Source organism: Bradyrhizobium canariense, from assembly GCF_019402665.1.
Lineage (GTDB): Bacteria > Pseudomonadota > Alphaproteobacteria > Rhizobiales > Xanthobacteraceae > Bradyrhizobium > Bradyrhizobium canariense.
The window spans coordinates 1-19,947 of sequence record NZ_VSST01000028.1; the positions used below are offsets into that span (position 1 = coordinate 1).

A 19,947-nucleotide genomic window follows, 5' to 3' on the forward strand; every position below is an offset into this window, starting at 1 on the left:
AGACCGGCGCGCCCGCGACCCTGGTCGCGGGCGCGCCGGTCTCCTGCTTAGGGATGCGGTAGGATCTGGTAGGTCGTGGCATAGGGCTCGACCCGCAGTGAGGCGTTGGCCAAAAGCCCGATTCTGGCGGTCGGCGCTTGCTGCAATTCGCCGTTCGGACCGCGATGCACGTTGTATTGCCAGACGGTGAGATCGCCCTTCTGCGCCAAGGCGTGTGCAACGGCGCTGGCATCATTGCCGCCGAGGGCCTGAAGCTCCTCCGTCGACAATCCGACGACGATTTCGTCCTTGATGGTGACGATCTTGAACAGGTTCATCCTGGTCTCCTGCGCCCACGCGCTTGGTATCGAGAAGGTGAGAAGCGCGACTGCGGCGCCCTTGATGAGATCGCAGGAAAGCATGCCGTCGTCCTTTGGTGCTGGGGCGCCAGAATCGATCAATGCATCGGCCACGGCGCCCGTGATCTGCGTGGCTGTTCCGCCACCGCTTTGTCGTTTGCTCCTCGAAAACGGTTCACGACGTTTATTTCGTCGACGATACAATCGCCGATGCCGGACTCAACAATTACGTGTATACGCTGAAGAAGCACTAATTCGCGTCCACCAACGTCCATTCACATCCGAAACAACACGAATTGCAGCGTCGATTGACGGCGATCGAGGCTGGATGCTGATCGATGACGCTTCTTGACGCAGGTGGGTGACGGCGGGCCATATTCCTGTTATCCGGAATTGCCGTGGTGCGATGCAGACGGAGCATCGCTGCGCCAACTGTTAGCCTTGCCGGAGGGGTTGTTTCTTGACATAGTTGCAACCTGCTTAGGTGTGCTTGCTTGCACATGTGGCTCGGCGTGCGAACACACCCGGCCCCTCCGGCCGAAAGCGAGCTGTCGCCATTGCATCCGGTTGTGGCATCCGGGTGTGGCATCCGGGTGTGGCGTTTGGTTCTTAGTTGGGATCTCGATGTTGGATCACGAAGTCCGATGCTTGTCATAGGTGCGAGATGAAGAACCTCAATTTCGCAGCTGAGCTGCACCTCAAGCTCGGCGCGCCTGCAAGCGGCACCGTCGAAAGCCTGCGCCTGCTCCGCGCGTTTCTGAAGCTCGCGCCCCGGCAGCGTTTCGAGGTCATCAAGCTCGTCGAAGACCTCGCTACCGAAGAAGCTCTCCCCGAACACCCCCTGTCCTGAGCCTGCCTGCGCGCCGGCCTTACGCCTTGCCCTTCGTTTTCCTGCCAGAGCCGGCCGCCGGGCGACGTCTTCCTCCGGCTGGACGCTGGCAGGCGATCCGGCAAGTGTGGTATTCAGTTCTGAAAACGGGAGGAGTGCGACCATGATCGAACCGAAGCTCGAAGTTCCGGCCGAACTGCGCGACCTGGCCGAGAAGACGATTGACCAGGCGGAAAAGGCATTCGGCATGTTTTTCGAAGCCGCCACCAAATCGATGACGACCGTTCCGGGCGCGGGGGCGGACGTGTCGAAGCAAGCGCTCGCTTTCACCGAGCAGAACATGAAGTCGGCGTTCGAGCATGCTCGCAAGCTCGTCCATGCCACCGACCTTCAGGAGGCGATGCGAATCCAATCGGATTTCCTGCGCAGCCAGTTCACCAGTGCCGGAGACCACATGCGCCAGATGACCGGCAGTCTCATGCAGCCGGGGAAGGGCAAGTCCTGATTCTCGGTGTGTTCACGGCGCGTCCACAGATTGGACTTACGCGGCGTGAATATTTGCACATCGATACTGGTGCCGGTCCATGATGGGCTGTCGAATGGACCTCATTCGCCGCCCATCATCCTTTCCGCTGATCCTTGTCGGTTCTCAGGCAGGGATTTGCATCTGTCGCAGGTGTTTTGACCAATCGGTCGCTCTGCTAACGCAGCGATGCGATGTAGGCTGCGATATCGCCGGCTTCGATCCGGCTCAAGGGGAAATTCGGCATTTTCGGGTGCGGGTCTAGCAGGAAAAAGGCGAGCCTTTCCGAACTGAAGTCAGGCCTGCGCGCAACGGACACGAAAGAGGGGACGTCGGCACTCGCCTGTGTTTGGCCGTTCGCCACGACATGGCAGCTGGCGCACCAGCGCCTCGCAAGGTCGGCGCCGTGATCTGCATCGGCGGCGAGAGCGGACGACGTGCCCACGCTCGAGGCCACGGCAACCAGCAGGCAAATTCGTCTCAAATGCCGGTGCATAGAGCAACCCTGTGTGTTGTTGGCTCGCGACGCCGTCCTCATCCGCAGCACGAACCCGGATACTGCGAGAGGTCGATGCGGGCAATGATCGACCGCAGCAGCTTGCGAGCCGAACGATAGAGATGCCGGGCGAATCTCGGCGTCCTTGCCGCAGGCAGGGCAAAGCTTGTCGTATCGAGTCTTTTCGTATCAAGGCTTTCGATGGAGTGCGACACGTGCCTCTCCGAGATGGCGAGGCCCTTTCTATCGTGGTCGGCTCGCGGCAGCCTTGATCTGCCGCAAAGGGGCCGGACTAATAGTCGCCGGGGTTCATGATCATCGGGCTTCCTGTATCGGCCGGCGCGAGCGCGCTGCTGGCGCTGTCGCGCAGGAAGCGGTCGAGTGTCGCCTGGATCTTCTCCTTGACCGCATCGGGGCCGCGATCGCTCATCTCGGTATGCTGTGCGCCAGTGTGGATAATATCGATGCCGCGCGCCTTGGCCTCTTCCGGCGTCGGCAGCACGCCGGGATCGGTTACAAAATGCGGATCCTTCGAGCGGAACGACAGGATCTTCATGTGGTCGCTAAGCACGAAAGGCACCCGCAGATTGTCGAGCGTGATCACTTTCGACACCAGCTCCGGGTGCTGATGAGCGACATACATCGAAACGTCGCCGCCGTTGGAATGGCCGACGAGCGTGATGTGGTCGTAGTCGGCGTTGTCCTGCCGCCGCTTCAATTCGCGCAAGGTGAAGAGGATGTTGGCCTCGCAGCGGATATAGACCTCGCGCCGGCCGACATATTGCTGGCCGGCCTTGGTCATCAGGGGCGGATCGCTCGGCAGATCCTGCTGGATGCTGGCGACGAGATAACCGCGTGCGGCGAGCACGTTGGCGAGGAAGGAATATTCGGTGGCCTTGACGGTATTGCCGTTGCTGATGATGGCGAGCGGGAGCTTCCAGAGGCCGAGATTGGCCTTGGTCTCGTAATCGCGCCGTACAGCGATTTCGACCGCGATCGGCCGCTGGCGCGCGGCGTCGAACAGGGTCAAAACCTCATGGCGGATCGCGAACCGGCTGACCACGAAATACTGGCCGACGCCGAGGACGCAGAGAAACGCCAGAACTGCAAACACCCTCTTCATGGTTCCGTCTCAAATCACTTTTGACTGAACATGGCTATTGGGAACTCCCGGATCGAGCGATCGTGAGCAGGCTACGGGATTAAATTTAGGCAAGCCTGTGCGCCGCGCCCCAAAAAGGGCCGCATGTCGGAGCACAGCGCGAAGGGCAAGGGATTTACAGACAACCGCCCTTGCCGCGTTCGGAGCAGAGCCGCAACGCGCTAGTCAAAGTAAAAAGGAGGCGCGGGCTGCGGCGCTCGTTGTCGGGCGCCCGGTAGCTCAGGGGGACAGCCACGCCGAGATCAGCCTGGAAATCGGCCGGCAGGAAGAACCGCACGCCAGCTCCGGCCGAGGTCAGCGACAGGCCGTCGCTCAGGCGGTAACCGTCGTTCCAGACTGCGCCGGCGTCACCGAAGGCATAGAGCTGATAGCCGGTCCAGTAACGGAAATTGAGCTTCTGGTCGAAGCGCAGCTCGAGTGAGCCGGCAAGACCGTTGTCCCCACTGATCTCTGCTGCGCCATAGCCGCGCCCGAAGGCAGCGCCGCCGAGATAGAATTGCTGCGAGGTGAACAGCGGCCGTGACGCCGTCTGGCTCGCAGCGGAAAGCTTGAGCGACCAGACGTCGTTGAGCGTCTGGTAGCGCGTGAACCAGAGGTTTAGCACCGAGAAGTTCGATGACGCGCCATCGCGCGACAACAGATCGTCGTCGAAATGCGAGGCACCGAAGATGTCGAGGCCCTGGCGGTAGGTCAGCGTCGCGAAATTGGTGCCGCCGAAATGATCCTGAAGCCGGTAGTCGGCGATCAGGCTCGCTGTCCTGATGTGGTCGTTGTACCAGGCGCCGTAAAGGTCATGCTCGGACACGTTGCTGAAGGTCGTCGCCGCAGTCAGGGTCAGCGAGGACAATCGCGACTGCAGTGGGACGATGCTGGCACGCAGCTCGAACGCTTCGGTTGTGGTGATGTCGCTGTCGAGGCGGCGGACATCGCCCGGCCTGACCGCGCTGTATAGGACGGACCCGCCGAGGCGCACGCCGTCGATGCCGACGGGTGCATCGTAGGACAGCCGTGCGAAGCCAAGCTGGCGGGGGTCGTTGGCGATGGTCGACAGGTTGACCGCCAGCGTGTCGCCGGGCGTGAGATAGGAGTTGAACGCGCCGGTCGCGTATGTCTGCCACGGACCGACTGATGATGAGCCGAGATTGTCCAGACCGAACGACGAGAAGACGTGCCAGGTCTTCAAATAGACGACGAGGCGGAAGCGGCCGGTTGCCCCGCCGATCTCCTCCAGTGCGGTATCGGTGATCCGGACGCCAGGTCTGCCGTTAATGAGAAAGAGCTGGCGTTCCAGCGTCGTCAGGCGCGACGGTTGCTCGGCCAGAACCGGCCCAAGCATCGGTCTCACGCCGAACTGTTCGGCGCCATCGCCTTTCAGCTCGGCCTGGACGATGGCGCCTTCGATCACCTGGATCCGGAGCAGGCCATCGGCGATATCCTGCGGCGGCACGATCGCCCGGCTCAAGTGAAAACCATCGGCGCGGTAGAGATCGCTGATCGCGCCGGCGATCGCGGCGAGATCCGCCTGAGAAACCTTCTTGCCGACATAGGGCTGGTAGACCGCGGCGATGCGATCGGGGGAAATGGCCCGGGCCCCGCTGACATCGACGCCGCGCAGCACGAACTGAGGCTTGGTATCGCCGCCCGTGTTGGGCTGGCCGACTGTCGGTAGTCTGACCGGAGGACGGCTCAGCGATTCCCGCTCGGTTTGGTTTTCAAAATACTTCTCGGGTTGGCGCGGATCGAAGCCAGGCTGGCTCGCCTGCTGCGCGAAAGCCTGAGGAACTCCCGCGAAGAACGGCGCCAACAGCGCCATTGTGGTAATGAGATGCCGCTTCCCGGCGCGCGCGACGCGCCCGTCCCCGTAGTTCGACGGAGATGTGCCCCTGATGCGGTGAGGGTTCGTTAGCCACATGATTTTTCATAGTTTTTTATGGTCAATGAACCGTTAACGCGACCGCTCCGCTGGCCGCTTCCCGCTAATCCTATGTTGAGTGATTTCGGATACCCCTCAGGCTGGCTGTAACGCGGACTGAGGATCGTCATGCTGAGCAAAATTGGAATGCGGTGCACCTTCGCGGCTGCGCTGATCCTGGGAACGGCTACCGGCGCATCCGCCGCGGACGACGGCGTCTGGTCAGTCGGCAAGGCCACCGGTGAGGTCTGGGTCGCCACCAGCGGCGCTCAGCAGGTGTCCTTGAGTCAGCAGGAGGCACTCAAGCCCGGCGACACAATTCGTACCGGACGTAATGGCCGCGTGCTCCTCGTCCGCGGGGAGGAGACGATCCTGATCTCTCCCAACTCGGTGGTCGGCTTGCCCACCGAGAGCAAGGAGGGTCTCTCGACCACTATCATCCAGCAGGCAGGTTCGATCCTGCTCGAAGTCGAGAAGCGCAACGTCAAGCATTTCGAGGTCGAGACGCCCTATCTCGCCGCTGTCGTCAAGGGCACACAGTTCAGCGTCACCGTGAATGCGGGCAGCACCAAGGTCGGCGTGCTTCGCGGCCAGGTCGAGGTCTCCGACTTCAAGACGGGACAGATCGCCCAGGTCCTGCCGGGGCAGGCCGCCACCGTCTTTGAGCACGGCAAGCCCGGCCTCTCTCTGAGCGGCTCCGGAACGTTCAATCCGATCGAGCACGGCAAGCCGCGCGCCTCGACGATCGAGCGCGTCCCCGTGCCGAAATCGGGCCTGTCGGCCCCGCGCAATGCGGCGAACGGCCATGCGATCCATGCGCTCGGTGCGATCGACAAGGGCACCAAGGCGGCCGGCGCACTCAAGCCATCGCAACAGGCGGCAGGCGGTCGCGCGCCCAAGGGCGGTGCTGCCAAGGCCGGCGTCGTGCGCATCTCGAGCCCGCTCGGCGAGGTCAAGCTGAACGTCCACAAGGTCACGCACGGGCTTGCCCACAGCGGCGGTGCTCCCGGACAGGTGCGCAACGCGCACGCCAGTACCGAAACGGTCTGGAGCGACTCGAAAGCGAGCACGACGGCATCCAACAGCACCGTCCAGACTGCGGTCACCACGAGCAGCGGCGTGACGGCTGGCAGCACCAGCTCCTCGGCTGCGAGCACGACAATAGCCGCGACCACGGCCGGTGCGTCCAGCGACGGCTCCGGCGCCGGCAGCGGAAACTCCGATGGCAAGTCCAACCCCGGCAAGGGCAACTCCGGTAACGGCAATTCCGGCAACGGTGATGGCAACAACGGTGCCACCGGTAACGGCAGGGGCAACAACGGTAACGGCAACGGCAATGGCGGCGGCAACGGCAGCAATGGTCACGGCAATGCCTTTGGCCACAACAAGCACTGAGGCGATTTCTTAGGGGATGAGGGGGCGCAACCGCAGAAGCGGGTGCGCGGGAGGACCGGAGTGAAGCGCTATCGTCCGCATATTCTAGTTGTGACCGCGCTGGCGATCGTGCTGTCCACGGGGTGGCATGGCGCGCTTCGCAACGCGCTGACTGACCTGCGGTTCGCCTGGCAATCGCGTGCCGCGAGCGGCAATGTCGTCGTGGTGGCCATCGATGCGCCCTCGATCGACCAGATCGGGGTATGGCCTTGGCCGCGCCGGCTGCACGCGGAACTGTTGCACAGGTTAGAGGCCGCTGGGGCGCAGGACGTTGCTTTCGACGTCGATTTCAGCTCCCCATCCGATCCGGCCTCCGACGAGGCGTTCGTCACCGCACTGCGTGAGGCCGGCGGCTCGACGATCCTGCCGTCCTTCAAGCAACCGGCGCCGAATGGCGGCGCAGCTCACATCAATCGCCCCCTGAAGCCGTTCAGCAACCAGTCGTGGCCGGCGCTGGTCAATGTCGCGATCGAATCCGACGGGCTCGTTCGTCGCTATCCGTTCGGCGAGAAGCTCGGCGATGCCTTGATGCCGTCGATGGCCGTCGTGCTGGCCGGGCAGGACGCCAATCGGCGGCCGCCATTCCTGATCGATTTCAGCATTCGGGCGGGCTCCGTTCCGAGTGTCTCCTATGTCGACGTGCTCCGCGGCAACACGGCCACTCTCGACAAGCTAAGAGACAAGAAGGTCATCATTGGCGCGACGGCGCTCGAACTCGGCGACCGCTTCAGTGTTCCAAATGGCCGCATCATCTCCGGACCCATCCTCCAGGCGCTGGCAGCTGAATCGATCCTCCAGAACCGGATGCTGCGCTGGACCTCCGATACCGGCATGATCCTTGGTCTCGCGGTGATCTGCCTGCTGATGATGTATTCGTGGCGCCGCTTCGGACCGGGAATTCGCGTTGCAATCCTGATCTCGGCCGGGGCGGTCTTCGAGCTGGTTGCGGTCCTCGTGCAGGCAAGATGGCCCTTCATCATCGACACATCGCTGTTCCACATCGCGATTGTCGCTTATCTGACGGCGATCGCACTCGACGAAATCGATTTCCGCGGTCTCCTGGGGCGCATCGCCGAAAGCCGCTTTCATCGTATCGCGATGTCGCTCGGCGATGGCCTCGTCTGCACCGACGAAGGTCAGCTGATCGCCGTGTGGAATCCCGGCGCCAGTGCGATCTTCGGCTATATGCCCGCCGAGATCATCGGCCGCCCGTTCGAAACGCTGTGCGCCGTATCAGTGGACGGTGACGCGAGGCCGTCCATGCGCGACGCCGCGCGCCAGGCACTCCTGGTCCCCGGTGGGGCGGTCGTCGTCGAGTTCGAAGGGCGGCGCAAGAACGGTGAAACTTTCCCGGTCGAGGCGAGCTTCTCGGGCTGGCAGGGAACGGACGGCTTCCAATACGGAGCCATCCTGCGCGACATTTCGGTCCGCAAGCGCGAGGCCGAACGCGTCAGATATCTCGCCGAGTACGACGCGCTGACCGGTCTGGTCAACCGCAACACGCTGCATGCCGGACTGGTCGGCATGATCGGGGATGCGGGGCAGCGCCCCTGCAAGGTCGCGCTGCTCGTGATCGGGCTCGACGGCTTCCAGAGCATCAATGACATGCTGGGTCATTCCGCCGGAGATCTCGTGCTGCAGGCGGTCGCTGGTCGCCTGAAAGCTGAAGCGGGCGACGACGCTGTCGTTGCCCGGCTCAGCGGAGACGAATTCGCCATTGCGCGCAAAGGCGCAGATGGCGACGAGCCGATCGCAGAGTTCGCCGAGCGCATCGCGCGCGCGTTCGAAGCGCCGCTTGCGACCGGCACGCGGCAGCATCGCGTCAGGATCAGCATCGGCGTCGCCGTCCATCCAGAAGGCGGACACAACGCCGACGATCTCCTGAGCAACGGCCATCTTGCGTTGACCAAGGCAAAACTGACGCGGCGCGGCGGTTATGTGGTCTTCGAGAGCGCGATCCGGCAGGAGCTGGAGAACCGGCTGACGCTGGAGAGTGAATTGGCGCTTGCCGCCGATCGCGGCGAGTTCGAGCTGTTCTACCAGCCTCAGGTTCGCCTGATCGACGCCAGCCTGGTCGGGGCCGAAGCGCTGATCCGCTGGCGGCATCCCGTGCGCGGCTACGTTTCGCCAGGAGAGTTCATGCCGGTGGTCAATAGCTCAGCCCTGTCCGAGCGGATCGGAAACTGGGTGATGGAAACTGCCTGCCGGCAGGCACGCGCCTGGGAATTGTCCGGCGACAGTGTGCGCGTCGCGATCAATTTGTCGCCCTCGCAGATCCACTCCGGCGACCTCGCGCATTCGGTTGCGGGGATGCTCGAAGCGACGGGGCTCACGCCGTCGCTGCTCGAACTCGAGGTCACCGAGGACATCCTGCTACACGACGAAGCCCGGGTGCTCGATATGTTCAAACGCATCCAGCAGCTCGGCGTCCGCGTCCTGTTCGACGATTTCGGCACTGGCTATGCGAGCCTGAGCTATTTGAAGAAGTTCCCGCTCGATGGGCTCAAGATCGACCGGTCGTTCGTGCTCGGTCTGCTCGCGAACTCCGACGATGCCGCGATTGTCGGGTCGACCATCGGTCTCAGCAAGCAGCTCGGTCTCACGGTCGTGGCCGAAGGCATCGAGAATCGCGCGACGGCCGACTTCCTGGTGAGCATGGGATGCGAGGAAGGCCAGGGCTATTTCTTTGGCCGTCCGATGCCGGCGGAGGCATTCGAGCGACAATTCCTCGCGTCCGAGTGCGCGGCCGTCAGCGCCGCCTGAACACCTGTTACGATTTAGCGCCGACGCGCGACCGCGACGCCGAACAGGAAAGCAACGAACAGGCTGGCAAGCGGCGCTTCGCGCGTGATCGCAGCGACGGTCGCGAGGGGCCGGCCCGGCTTTCGCGCATCGTCGATTGCGGAGGTCATGCGGTCGACAGCTGCATGCAGGCCACCTGCGACTTCACCGATGGTGCGGGATACGTCCGTCGCGGCATCGATGGCGCGCTCGGCCATGCCGGGATGTGAAGTGGACTGCGGGATCTCCGTGCTCAAGTGCGCAACCTCCAGGCTGATCATGTGCGGCGGAGGCCGGTACCTTTGGCTATCCGCGCGAGCGCTCGTTCTGAACAGCGGGTCGCATGACCTTTGGCTATCCGCGACAGGCGCCGTGGTTTTTACGGCGGGTACCGGCCTTGGATGAGCAATTCGGCGCGCGGGCTTTTGTTCCGGGACGATGCGCCCCTGCGTGGACCTTCCCCGTGAAACGACGGGTGCGAATCTCTGTTAGGCTGGCTCAATCTTGCTGATCTCAGGAGACAGCTGTGACTGACCGGACCACGACGGATCGAGCCCGGCGCATCGCCCTGCTCGGCGCTCCCATCGACATGGGGGCTTCGCAGCGCGGTACTCTGATGGGCCCTGCGGCGCTCCGCACCGCCGGCCTTGCGACACTGCTAGAGAGCCTGGATTTCGAGGTCGTCGATTACGGCGATCTCTCCGTGGGCGAGCTCCGGGACCTCGCAGACAGGCCCCCCGACAAAGCCAATCACTACCGCGAAATCCAGCGCTGGACGCGCGTGCTGAGCCGCAGAGGCTACGAGATCGCGAAAACCGGCGCGCTGCCGATTTTCCTCGGTGGCGATCACACATTGTCGATGGGATCGGTGAATGCCATGGCCCGTCACTGGCAGGAGCGCGGACGCGAGCTGTTCGTGCTCTGGCTCGATGCGCATGCCGATTACAACACGCCTGAGACGACGATCACCGCCAACATGCACGGCATGTCGGCGGCATTCCTTTGCGGCGAACCCGGCCTCGACGGCTTGCTCGGCGATGATCCGCGCGCCCCGATCGATCCCGACAGGCTCGACCTGTTCGGCGCGCGCTCAATCGACAAGCTCGAAAAGGAGTTGATGCGCACGCGCCGGATCAGGGTTGTCGATATGCGCCAGATCGACGAATTCGGCGTCGCCGTGCTGATCCGTCGCGTCATCGAGCGCGTCAGGGCCAGCAACGGCGTGCTGCATGTCAGCTTCGACGTCGATTTTCTCGACCCCTGCGTCGCACCCGGCGTGGGCACGACGGTGCCGGGCGGAGCGACCTATCGTGAGGCGCATCTGATCATGGAGCTCCTGCACGATTCCGGCGTAGTCGGTTCAGTCGACATCGTCGAGCTCAATCCGTTCCTCGACGAGCGTGGCCGCACCGCGCGCACCGCGGTCGAACTGATCGGCAGCCTGTTCGGCCAGCAGATCGCCGACCGGCCAACCCCCAGCAATGCGATCGCGCCGGGCGAGTGATGGATGAGCCGTTTGTGCATTGCGAAGAAGAGAATTGCCGTCGCGCCCGCCAGATTTAGATCAGTCGAGGTCGAAATCGCCTGTTTTTGAAACAGGTGCGAATTGCAAATGCTCGTCGCAGAATGTTTCATGCGGGTCGCGCTTCAGCCGAGGATCCGCAAATGAGCAGCACGAGCGACGCCGACGACAAACCTGCGGGCACGACTCGCCGTCGCTTTCTGCGCGCCGGCGCGGCGGCTGCGGGTGGCACTGTCCTGGGCGCCGGCGCATCGGTTGCCGCCGCGACCGACAATCTTCCACCCAACATTCCCGAATGGATGAAGGCGGCGGGCGAGCCGACGGGAGGCCAGCTCTATGGCGCGCCATCGCCGTTCGAGAAGGGCGTCGTCAAGAACATCTCGAAGACTCTCAAGCAGTACATCTCTGCCTCCAGCCGGACGCCGTTGCAGGAGCTCGATGGCATCATCACGCCGAACGGACTGTTTTACGAGCGTCATCATGGCGGCGTTCCGACCATCGATCCGGCCCAGCACCGGTTGATGCTGCACGGGCTGGTCGAGCGTCCGCTGATCTTCACAATGGACGATCTCAGGCGTTTCCCGTCGGAATCGCGCGTCCACTTTCTCGAATGCTCCGGCAATCCCGGCTACAGCAAGCCTTACGGCAAGACTGCGTCGGACCTTGTAGGTCTGGTGAGTTGTGCAGAATGGACCGGCGTCAGCCTCAAGCTGGTGCTCCAGGAGGCCGGATTGAAGCCGGATGCCAAATGGATCGTCGCCGAAGGTGCCGACGCGGCTGCGCTGACCCGCAGCATCCCGATCGAGAAATGCCTCGAGGACGCCATGCTGGTCTACAGCCAGAACGGGGAGCGGCTGCGCCCGCAGCAGGGCTATCCGCTGCGGCTCTTCCTGCCAGGCTTCGAGGGCAATATGAGCGTTAAGTGGCTCCGCCGCCTGCATGTGACGGCTGAGCCGGTCTATTCGCGCGAGGAGACCTCGAAATACACCGACTTGCTGCCGGACGGCACCGCGCGTGAATTTTCGTTCTACATGGAGGCGAAGTCGATCATCACGAGGCCCTCCGGCGGCCAACGCCTGGGCGCGCCCGGCTTCCACGAGATCACCGGCATCGCGTGGAGCGGGCATGGCAAGATCGCGCGCGTCGAACTGTCCGTCGACGAGGGAAAGAGTTGGCAAAGCGCGCAATTGCAGGAGCCGGTGCTGACGCGTGCGTTGACACGCTTTCGCCTGCCCTGGCAGTGGGACGGCAAGCCTGCCGTGATCCAGAGCCGTGCCATCGACGAAACCGGCTATGTGCAGCCGACTCTGGCCGAGTTGCTCGCGGTGCGCGGCGAGAACTATTTCTACCACAACAACGCGATCTGGCCCTGGCGCATCGCGGCCGACGGCGAGGTGACCAATGCGCTGGCGTGAGACTTGCGGCATTGCTGTTGTCATCGTGCTGTGTGCGTTCGCGAGCGGGGCCCAGGCACAGACTCTGTACGGCCTCGGACGTCCCGCGACGGCTGCGGAGATTGCTGGCTGGAATATCGACGTCGGACGCGACGGCAGCAATCTGCCGAAGGGAAGTGGCTCGGTCAGTCGTGGTCGCGAGGTGTTCGCCCAGCAATGTGCATCATGCCATGGCGACAAGGGCGAGGGCGGGCTGGGTGACCGGCTCGTCGGTGGGCAGGGCACGATCGCAACACCAAAACCGATCCGCACGGTCGGCAGCTATTGGCCGTATGCGCCGACGCTGTTCGACTACATCCGCCGTGCGATGCCGCAGAACGCACCGCAATCGCTGAGCGATGAGGAGGTTTATGCGGTGTCCGCGTACATCCTGAACCTGAATGGACTGGTCGGAGCGGACGCGACGCTCGATGCCAAATCGCTCGCGGCGGTCAAGATGCCGAATCGCGACCGGTTCGTCGGCGATGCGCGGCCGGATGTGAAACACTGAGCGCCTTGTGGCGTCAGGTTCCCGCATTGGCTTGGAACTTGGCTCGGCAGGGGCGGAACTCGCAGGACGCAATTGCATTAACCTGCGAGAGGAAAAACCTATGGATTCCACGATGGCAACGGATCGCTTCGCAAATTCCATGTCCTCGGCGCTTCGCCATCCCGGCGTGATCGCGTTGATTGTGGCCGCGGTGACGATTGCTGCGATGCTCATCGTCGATCACGGACCATGGAATCGGGCCAAGACGCAGCCTGCTCACGTCGCGATGTATGCGACCACTGGCGAGGCCACACGCGCCGCAGGTGCCAAAATTCTCCCGACCGAACCGAAATCACCGATCGAGCCGGCGCGGCCGGGGCCAAAGACGTCCCCGACCGTCAATCCAGTGACGCCGTAAGACGTCTAGTTCTTGCGACCGTAGTTGAGCAATCCGCCGCTGGTCTTCGGCGGATGCGCGCGAAGGGCTTCCTCGTTCGGATCGGTGCCCCAGCCGGGTCGGTCCGGAATGACCAGATGGCCGTTCTGAATATCCGGCTCATGCGTGAACAGCTCGCGGTCCCACGCCAGGCGATCGATGTCGATCTCCATGATGCGCAGGTTCGGCACAGCGGCGCAGAAATGCGCGTTCATCATCGAACAGAGATGGCCGTAGAAATTGTGCGGGGCAACGTTGACTTCGAACGCTTCCGCGGCGGCTGCGATCTTCATCGACTGCCAGACGCCGTTCCAGGGCGTGTCGATGATCGCGACGTCCATGGCCTGCTCGCGAAAATAGGGCAGGAATTCGCGCAGGCCCAATAGCGTCTCGCAGGACGAGATCGGATGCGGGCTTTGCCTGCGGATGTAACCGAGTGCTTCCGGATTGAAGCTGTCGATCTCGATCCAGAACATGTCGAGGTCCGCGATGGTGCGCAGGATCTCCAGATAGCCCTCGGTCTTGGCGTTGAAGTTGCAATCAAGCAGGATGTCGACGTCGGGGCCTGCACCGTCGCGGATCGCCTCCAGATGCATGCGCAGGTCGCGCAGGATTTTGCGATCGACGTTGATCTCGGGGGCGAAGGGCGAGCCGAAGCCCGGTCGCCAACCGGTTGGCTTGCCGTCGTCGTAGGAGAAGATGTTGGTCTTGAGCGCGGTGAACTTCTTCTCGCGCACCTCGCGTCCCATTACCATGACGCCGTCGAGGTTCTCGATCGGCGGCTTGTACCAGGACGGGTGATTGATCCGCCACGTTGCGCAATGCGACCAATAGACCCTGACACGGTCGCGGATCTTGCCGCCGAGCAGCTCGTAGCAGGGCACGCCGAGACATTTCGCCTTGGCATCGAGCAGCGCATTCTCGATCGCGCCGAGCGCCTGCGCCACCACGCCGCCGGCGGCGGGACGTGTGGCCGCGAACAGCTCGGCGTAGATGCGCTCGTGCCGGAAAACGTTCTGCCCGACGACGCGGGCGGACAGGCGCTGGATCGCAGCACCGACGCCGGGTGAGCCAAAACCCTCGTCGAACTCGCTCCAGCCGACGACGCCGTCTTCGGTCGTCAGCTTGACGAAATGGTAGTTTCTCCAGCCGGCATCGCAGGCGAGGATTTCGAGGCTTGTTGCTTTCGACGATCTGGTCATGTCGCTCCCTGTCGCCCGGCGGCGCTTTTTTTCTTTGGCCGGCTCGCAAGCCCGGCTCCAGCCAGGATTGTTAGGCGAACGGTCCTGCGCAGTGAAGCCCGGCGAGGGGCGCCTGGAAGGCCCTTCCCGCCATTCTAAGGGAAAATCCGGTGGGGACAGCCATGATCTTTCCCGGGGTTGTCCTGAAAAGGGACCATGCTTTGACGTTTTTGGCCACAATCGGGATCGACCCTCCGGCCATGAAATTTCTGGCTGTGATTTCGATCCTGGCGCTGCTCACGATGAGTGGAGCCGCCATTTCCGATCAGTTTCTGACGGCCGATCAGCACGCTGCGCACGGGGTGGAATAGCGCAGCGGGCGCAAACATTTTTTGTCTTGCGGGAGACAGCGATGCTTTCGATAGACCAATTCCTGCGCTTCATCGGCGTGCCGGCGGTGTTCGCGGCCTTCATCATCGCCTCGCAGATATCGGCAGCCTTGTCGCAAGGTTAGTCAGCCGATCAATGACGAGCCGAGCAGGGCGAGCACGGCCAGCGCCATCAGCGCGGTGCCGAGCCAGCCCAGCGCGACGAGCCATGACCGGCCCTTGAAGCGACCCATGATCGTCTTGCTCGAGACGATCAGCATCATCATGGCCATGATCGGAACGGCGACGACGCCGTTGAGCACGGCGCTCCAGACCAGCATGTGGATCGAGTCGATGCCGGTGAACCCTAGACCGAAGCCGATGATGGTGGCGGCGGCGATGATGGTGTAGAAGCCGACCGCCTCGTCGGGCTTCGCCTCCAGCGTCGCGCGCCAGCCGAAGATCTCCGCCACGCCGTAAGCGGCCGAGCCCGCCAGCACCGGAATTGCGAGCAGGCCGGTGCCGATGATGCCGATCGCGAACAGGGCGAAGGTGAAGTCGCCGGCGAGCGGCCGCAGCGCTTCGGCGGCCTCCGTCGCCGAATTGATGTTGGTGACGCCATTCGCGTGCAGCACCGACGCGGTGGTGAGGATGATGAAGAAGGCGATGCCGTTGGAGAGCAGCATGCCGGAGATGGTGTCGGCCCGGATGCGCGCCAGCTCCGGACTGCCGCCGTGCTTCAGCTCGCGCAGCGGCTTGTCGCGCCTGCCCTGGTTCATCTCCTCGATCTCCTGCGAGGCCTGCCAGAAGAACAGATACGGGCTGATCGTGGTGCCGAGCACGGCGACGACCATCATGAAATAATCGGCGCTGACATTCGTCTTCGGCCACACCGCCGCGAGCAGCGCCGTGCTCCACGGGATCTCGACCGTGAAGGCGGTCGCGACATAGGCGAACAGCGCCAAGGTGAGAAATTTCAGCACCGGCGAATAGCGCCGATAGGGCAGGAACACCTGCAGCAGGGTCGAGCCCGCCGCGAAGATCAGCGCGTGCTCGTGGTTGAGGCCGCCGATCACGAGCGAGAGCGCCTCCGCCATCGCGGCGATGTCGGCGGCGATGTTGAAGGTGTTGGCGGCGACGAGCATGGCGACGAGCGACAGCACCGCCCAGCGCGGCGCGATCTGCATGACGTTGGCGGCCAGCCCCTTGCCGGTGACGCGGCCGATCCGGGCGCTGACGAGCTGGATGGCGATCATGAACGGCGTGGTCAGAAATACCGTCCAGAGCAGTCCGTAACCGAATTGCGCGCCGGCCTGCGAATAGGTGGCGATGCCGGACGGATCGTCGTCCGCCGCCCCGGTGACGAGACCCGGCCCCAACCTCTGCAACAGCGACGGCGCGGATTTCGTGGGGGCGAGAGCATTGTCGGTCATGGCAGGAGGGGTCTCGGTCGGGGCGCGTCCTTCACAAATGCCAAGGAGGGAACAAGGTTCCCGGGCTTCGCGTAGCGGGCTCCTCGCCAATTTCTGATAAAGCGAATCTCCATTTGACTCGTCGGGCAAAACACCTGTATAAGTGCATCATCGAAGAATACCCAGTGCAGCCTTTGCGCGCGTCCCGGGCGCGCGCCGGCCCGCCATGGCCGGCCGTCGCGCAGTCCGCGCACGGACACCGGCGAGACGTTTGTCCCCTGAGCGCGTGCGGTCGGGACTATTTGACGCTGACGAACATGCCCCAGGCGCCGGCCAGCGCGGCGCCGGAAAAGACGATCAGCGGATTGTCGCAGAACGCGCCGCCATACGTGCACATGGTGACGCCGAACGAGCCGATCTCGTGATGGCTCGCGGAGTAGAACAGTCCCGACAGCACCAGCAACGCGGCGGCGACGACATACATCGACGATCTCTCCGAGCTATCCCCGTTGCGTTTGTCGCAAGGGACGTGTCCCACCATGGCGCCAACCCGTTGCGTCCTGCCGAATCCGCCCTGCCGCATTTGAACTAAAGTCGATCTTTCCCGCGAGATGCTGTCGTCAGCTGCGATCCCTGCGCAATCGGGACGTGTGATCGGAACCGGAACATCTGCGCGGGAACTCCTGGACGCGCTCTTGATTAATGAGCAGGAACAGTTGGACCAACTGAGGGGAGTGGCCCATGGGAGCCGAGCGGATGCACCCTCCGCGGTACTGGCGGATGCGGGCGGAAGAATTCCGCACCAAGGCGGACAATTGCGAATATCCCGAGACGCGGGACGTGCTGCGCAAGGTGGCGCAAAATTACGACGAGCTGGCGCGCCGCGCCGCGCGCATCTGCACGCTCGAGAGCCTGGACGAACTGCGGGGGGGGGACCCGCCAACACCAAGCCGGTTTGATCGTTCAGGACAAACCCGCTTGATGGTTCAGGACGAAGCCGATGATCAGCGCGCGCGATCATGGGGCGTCTAGGCCCTCGCTTCCATGAGAAGCGCCGCCCGCGTGATTGGAACGAATGTCCACTTTGGTACTTAGGAACTCAGTCCTCCACCGAGGAATGAGATGAGCAGTGAACAGCAAGCAGGCCCGGCAACGAGGCCGGATCATTACAAGCCGAGGCCGGCTTGCCCCAAATGCGAGAGGGATACGCGCTGCCTGACTTCGATCTTCGATGTGAGGCGCGATTGCTCGATCCTGATCTATCGGTGCGATTCGTGCCGCGAGGACGTCTGGATCTGAGCGAGCGCCGTCGTCGGTCCATCTGCGGGACGCCCCGTCGCAGATCTCAGAGCAAGGTCGCATAGGAACTTCGCCTGTTTCGCTCGCTTGTCGCCTGCATCGACCACGCAGGCGAGACAGCTTACGACCATGCAATCACGCTACCCGTTGTTGAAGAGTGGACAGCGGAAGAGCACGAGCGGCTGAAGGCGTTGGCCGACGCCGGCTCGCGGCCGGACGAGATCGCCGGCGAACTCGGTCGCAGCGAAGCCGCCGTGAGAGTGCGCGCCTGGCAGCACGGCATCGCGTTGCGCCTCGCCACGCAGAAGCGCGGACCCTGAAGACCGGCTGGGTCGAAAGCCCGCAGGCGGGCATCCCGCCGTGTGTTCACTTCTGAGCGGTCCTCAATCGTATCTCGACGTACTCTGCGAATGGGCAGCAACACGGGAGCTTGTCATGCTCACCCGCGAGGAATTCGAGGCGGATCTCGACCGGCAGAAATTGCACCAGCTCGATGCAAGGCAAACGACACGACAATTGCTGCGCCGTTCGCGGGAGCAGATTGCGGCATCGATCTCACTGCTTCAGCAAAACGTTCCGAAGATCTGGCACCCTGAACCTCCAGAGCGATAGAAACCTCCTGCTCTGTCCCGCGTTTGCGCGCATGACGGATCAAGACACCAGGCAGCGGCCGATTTGTGCTGCGTGCAACAGACCCATGACATTCATCGACGCGGTGGCTTCACCGGATGGCGCGATCGCCATCTTCCGGTGCTCCCGGTGCAACAAGCTGTCCTGGGAGACGCCCAGGCGAAACCAAAACCAAAACCAAAACCAAAACTGAGGCGTCGAAAAGAAACGGCCCCAGCCCGGGGGGCGAGCTGAGGCCGTGGGGGGCGCCGGTCGTGCATCCGGACCGACGCGCGAATAACTTTTTGATCCCAAAAGCTGTTCCTATTCAGGCGACCATGGACATGGCGCGCCGCGACGAAACACGCCTGAAACAGTGCTGAAACCAGATTGTCTCGAACGCCCCGCCCGTTGCGCCCGACCAACCAAGCGAAAAGGAGATCATCATGATCCAAGTCGGAAGCCCCGCCGGTATCCAGGTCGGTTCGAAGGAAGAAGTCGCGTTTTTACTGGCGCTGTTCGGCACCCACACCCAGCCGGTGAAGCGGCCGGCGAAATCGCGGCAGGCGTGAGGCGCTGATCCCATGCCAGGTTTGGCCGAATGCCAGAGCCTCTTGCGGCTTCTGATCGCAAGGGGCGACCCGAAGGCCATCCCGCTCGCGACAGGCGCGATCGACCAATACCTGAACACGGCGCCGGTCTGCATGCGCGGCCGCGGCCTGCGCGTGCTCCAGCGCGACGCGCTCGACCAGCATGGCACTGCGGTCGGCGTGCAGCGCTCGTTCGCCGAAACGGTGGATGCCTATATCGTCGGGAAGCTTGCGGAGGAGTGAGGGGGCCGCGTCGTTTCGCCCTGTCGCTTCGCTCCCTGACGAAAAACCGGGCGCGAGCGCGGCAAGCTGCTCCCGCGCCGCGCTGGCAGAGGGACGGCGGAGTTCCCGGAACCTATTGATTCCAACAGATTTTTTCGCTGCCCCGGAAACCCTTTGTCCGCTTCGGACCTGTTACGGGCAAAGGATGCTGCAATGCCCCGATATTATTTCGACCTGCGCGACGACACCGGTGTAGCGCTCGACGAGGAAGGGCTTGAGCTGGCCAGCTCGCGCGCCGTTCAGGCAGAGGCCGCCAAGTCGGTCGCGGACATGGCGCGCGACGCCATCGTTTCCGCGCCTGCCGCGGGCGCTAGGCAGTCGATGGCGATCGACGTTCGCGATGCCAGGGGTCCCGTGATGCAGGTCAATTTCTCGTTCGCGATCGAGACCTTCAGGACGCCCTCGACATCAGGCGATCATTGACGCGTGAGAAATTCCGGCGCGGATGACTCGGGCTCGAGCACGGCGATCTTGCGGCCGAGCTGCCAGACCTCGACCTTGCCGTGCCGCGTGAACTGCTGCGCGAAGGTGAGGGCGATCGCATCCGACGCGGCCTCGAACGCTTCGGCGGAGCGGAAGACGCCGTTGTCGCCGACGAGATAAGCGCGATATTGCTGGGTCATGTCGGTGCCCTCAGCCCTGGCGATTGCAGCCAGGCGTCGATGTGCATGGCGGTCTCGTCCTGCCGCGCCCTGCGCAGTAGCATCTCGCGGCGGCGCCCCGGCGCGATCGTACGCGCCTCCTCGCGAAGCCGCGCGGCCTCCTCGGCGAGCCGTTCGGTGAGTGTCGTCGTCTGCTTGAAGCGTCGGCGTGTCGGCATGCACGTCTCCCTCGTTCGTCCAGGGCGGGA

26 protein-coding genes are annotated in these 19,947 nt (G+C 63.4%); 15 read left to right on the top strand and 11 right to left on the bottom strand.

Going from position 1 to position 19,947, the window contains the following annotated elements; all coding sequences use genetic code 11:
• Positions 1-47: 47 nt before the first annotated feature.
• Complete coding sequence (locus FXB41_RS15645) at positions 48-401, bottom strand: hypothetical protein (RefSeq protein ID WP_219682377.1); 354 nt, start codon at positions 399-401, stop codon at positions 48-50.
• 601 nt (positions 402-1,002) lie between these two features.
• Between FXB41_RS15645 and FXB41_RS15650 the strand changes: the two genes are divergently transcribed.
• A complete protein-coding gene (locus FXB41_RS15650; RefSeq protein ID WP_007601490.1) occupies positions 1,003-1,188 on the top strand; it encodes a hypothetical protein in 186 nt (61 codons plus the stop codon).
• A gap of 142 nt (positions 1,189-1,330) precedes the next feature.
• Complete coding sequence (locus FXB41_RS15655; RefSeq protein WP_007601491.1) at positions 1,331-1,672, top strand: phasin; 342 nt, start codon at positions 1,331-1,333, stop codon at positions 1,670-1,672.
• A 196-nt stretch (positions 1,673-1,868) separates the two neighbouring features.
• Here FXB41_RS15655 and FXB41_RS15660 read toward each other — a convergent pair whose 3' ends face one another.
• From FXB41_RS15660 to FXB41_RS15675, 4 genes are all read right to left on the bottom strand, one after another.
• Positions 1,869-2,186, bottom strand: a complete 318-nt coding sequence (locus FXB41_RS15660; protein ID WP_007601492.1) for a c-type cytochrome — start codon at positions 2,184-2,186, stop codon at positions 1,869-1,871.
• A 38-nt stretch (positions 2,187-2,224) separates the two neighbouring features.
• The gene (locus FXB41_RS15665; RefSeq protein ID WP_157158661.1) at positions 2,225-2,401 is read right to left on the bottom strand and encodes a hypothetical protein; all 177 of its coding nucleotides are present in this window, start codon (positions 2,399-2,401) and stop codon (positions 2,225-2,227) included.
• Positions 2,402-2,478: 77 nt separating this feature from the next.
• The gene (locus FXB41_RS15670) at positions 2,479-3,309 is read right to left on the bottom strand and encodes an alpha/beta hydrolase (protein ID WP_219682378.1); all 831 of its coding nucleotides are present in this window, start codon (positions 3,307-3,309) and stop codon (positions 2,479-2,481) included.
• Between the two features lie 154 nt (positions 3,310-3,463).
• Entirely contained in the window at positions 3,464-5,260 is a 1,797-nt protein-coding gene (locus tag FXB41_RS15675; protein WP_219682379.1) for a ShlB/FhaC/HecB family hemolysin secretion/activation protein, read from the bottom strand.
• Positions 5,261-5,389: 129 nt separating this feature from the next.
• Here FXB41_RS15675 and FXB41_RS15680 point away from each other — a divergent pair, with 129 nt between their 5' ends.
• Together FXB41_RS15680 and FXB41_RS15685 are read left to right on the top strand one after the other, a co-directional pair.
• Positions 5,390-6,655 carry a FecR family protein gene (locus FXB41_RS15680; protein ID WP_219682380.1) on the top strand — a complete coding sequence of 422 codons (1,266 nt, stop codon included), beginning with the start codon at positions 5,390-5,392 and terminating at the stop codon, positions 6,653-6,655.
• A 60-nt stretch (positions 6,656-6,715) separates the two neighbouring features.
• On the top strand, positions 6,716-9,457 hold the full coding sequence (locus FXB41_RS15685) for an EAL domain-containing protein (RefSeq protein WP_219682381.1): 2,742 nt from the start codon (positions 6,716-6,718) through the stop codon (positions 9,455-9,457).
• 14 nt (positions 9,458-9,471) lie between these two features.
• Here FXB41_RS15685 and FXB41_RS15690 read toward each other — a convergent pair whose 3' ends face one another.
• Positions 9,472-9,756, bottom strand: a complete 285-nt coding sequence (locus tag FXB41_RS15690; RefSeq protein ID WP_007601501.1) for a hypothetical protein — start codon at positions 9,754-9,756, stop codon at positions 9,472-9,474.
• Between the two features lie 245 nt (positions 9,757-10,001).
• On the opposite strand from FXB41_RS15690, the gene rocF reads away from it, so the two are divergent.
• From rocF to FXB41_RS15710, 4 genes are all read left to right on the top strand, one after another.
• On the top strand, positions 10,002-10,979 hold the full coding sequence (gene rocF, locus FXB41_RS15695; protein WP_219682382.1) for an arginase: 978 nt from the start codon (positions 10,002-10,004) through the stop codon (positions 10,977-10,979).
• Between the two features lie 161 nt (positions 10,980-11,140).
• Positions 11,141-12,412, top strand: a complete 1,272-nt coding sequence (gene soxC, locus FXB41_RS15700; protein ID WP_219682383.1) for a sulfite dehydrogenase — start codon at positions 11,141-11,143, stop codon at positions 12,410-12,412.
• Positions 12,399-12,941: a c-type cytochrome gene (locus FXB41_RS15705; RefSeq protein ID WP_007601504.1), complete on the top strand. Its 543-nt coding sequence runs from the start codon at positions 12,399-12,401 to the stop codon at positions 12,939-12,941. Before soxC ends, FXB41_RS15705 begins: the two co-directional genes overlap by 14 nt.
• Positions 12,942-13,041: 100 nt before the next feature.
• Entirely contained in the window at positions 13,042-13,338 is a 297-nt protein-coding gene (locus FXB41_RS15710; protein WP_219682384.1) for a hypothetical protein, read from the top strand.
• Between the two features lie 5 nt (positions 13,339-13,343).
• On the opposite strand, the gene FXB41_RS15715 is transcribed toward FXB41_RS15710, so the two are convergent.
• Complete coding sequence (locus FXB41_RS15715; RefSeq protein WP_219682385.1) at positions 13,344-14,558, bottom strand: mandelate racemase/muconate lactonizing enzyme family protein; 1,215 nt, start codon at positions 14,556-14,558, stop codon at positions 13,344-13,346.
• 161 nt (positions 14,559-14,719) lie between these two features.
• Here FXB41_RS15715 and FXB41_RS15720 point away from each other — a divergent pair, with 161 nt between their 5' ends.
• A complete protein-coding gene (locus tag FXB41_RS15720; RefSeq protein WP_219682386.1) occupies positions 14,720-14,908 on the top strand; it encodes a hypothetical protein in 189 nt (62 codons plus the stop codon).
• Positions 14,909-15,051: 143 nt separating this feature from the next.
• Here the strand turns inward: FXB41_RS15720 and FXB41_RS15725 are convergent, their stop codons facing one another.
• Positions 15,052-16,338 carry an NRAMP family divalent metal transporter gene (locus tag FXB41_RS15725; RefSeq protein WP_219682387.1) on the bottom strand — a complete coding sequence of 429 codons (1,287 nt, stop codon included), beginning with the start codon at positions 16,336-16,338 and terminating at the stop codon, positions 15,052-15,054.
• Positions 16,339-16,615: 277 nt separating this feature from the next.
• A complete protein-coding gene (locus tag FXB41_RS15730; protein ID WP_007601510.1) occupies positions 16,616-16,801 on the bottom strand; it encodes a hypothetical protein in 186 nt (61 codons plus the stop codon).
• Between the two features lie 257 nt (positions 16,802-17,058).
• Here FXB41_RS15730 and FXB41_RS15735 point away from each other — a divergent pair, with 257 nt between their 5' ends.
• From FXB41_RS15735 to FXB41_RS15755, 6 genes are all read left to right on the top strand, one after another.
• On the top strand, positions 17,059-17,349 hold the full coding sequence (locus FXB41_RS15735) for a hypothetical protein (protein WP_219682388.1): 291 nt from the start codon (positions 17,059-17,061) through the stop codon (positions 17,347-17,349).
• A gap of 458 nt (positions 17,350-17,807) precedes the next feature.
• The gene (locus FXB41_RS41515; RefSeq protein WP_256375811.1) at positions 17,808-17,936 is read left to right on the top strand and encodes a hypothetical protein; all 129 of its coding nucleotides are present in this window, start codon (positions 17,808-17,810) and stop codon (positions 17,934-17,936) included.
• Positions 17,937-18,051: 115 nt separating this feature from the next.
• Complete coding sequence (locus FXB41_RS15745) at positions 18,052-18,228, top strand: hypothetical protein (protein ID WP_007601513.1); 177 nt, start codon at positions 18,052-18,054, stop codon at positions 18,226-18,228.
• A gap of 443 nt (positions 18,229-18,671) precedes the next feature.
• On the top strand, positions 18,672-18,797 hold the full coding sequence (locus tag FXB41_RS41520) for a hypothetical protein (protein WP_283843442.1): 126 nt from the start codon (positions 18,672-18,674) through the stop codon (positions 18,795-18,797).
• A gap of 12 nt (positions 18,798-18,809) precedes the next feature.
• On the top strand, positions 18,810-19,058 hold the full coding sequence (locus tag FXB41_RS15750) for a hypothetical protein (protein WP_085350655.1): 249 nt from the start codon (positions 18,810-18,812) through the stop codon (positions 19,056-19,058).
• 192 nt (positions 19,059-19,250) lie between these two features.
• Positions 19,251-19,520 (top strand): DUF6894 family protein, encoded by a 270-nt coding sequence (locus FXB41_RS15755; protein ID WP_219682389.1) that lies wholly within the window; start codon positions 19,251-19,253, stop codon positions 19,518-19,520.
• Here FXB41_RS15755 and FXB41_RS15760 read toward each other — a convergent pair.
• Both FXB41_RS15760 and FXB41_RS15765 read right to left on the bottom strand, forming a co-directional pair.
• Entirely contained in the window at positions 19,514-19,720 is a 207-nt protein-coding gene (locus tag FXB41_RS15760) for a hypothetical protein (protein ID WP_219682390.1), read from the bottom strand. The genes FXB41_RS15755 and FXB41_RS15760 overlap by 7 nt on opposite strands.
• Entirely contained in the window at positions 19,717-19,917 is a 201-nt protein-coding gene (locus tag FXB41_RS15765) for a hypothetical protein (RefSeq protein ID WP_219682391.1), read from the bottom strand. The genes FXB41_RS15760 and FXB41_RS15765 overlap by 4 nt, the downstream gene beginning before the upstream one ends.
• Positions 19,918-19,947 lie beyond the last annotated feature (30 nt).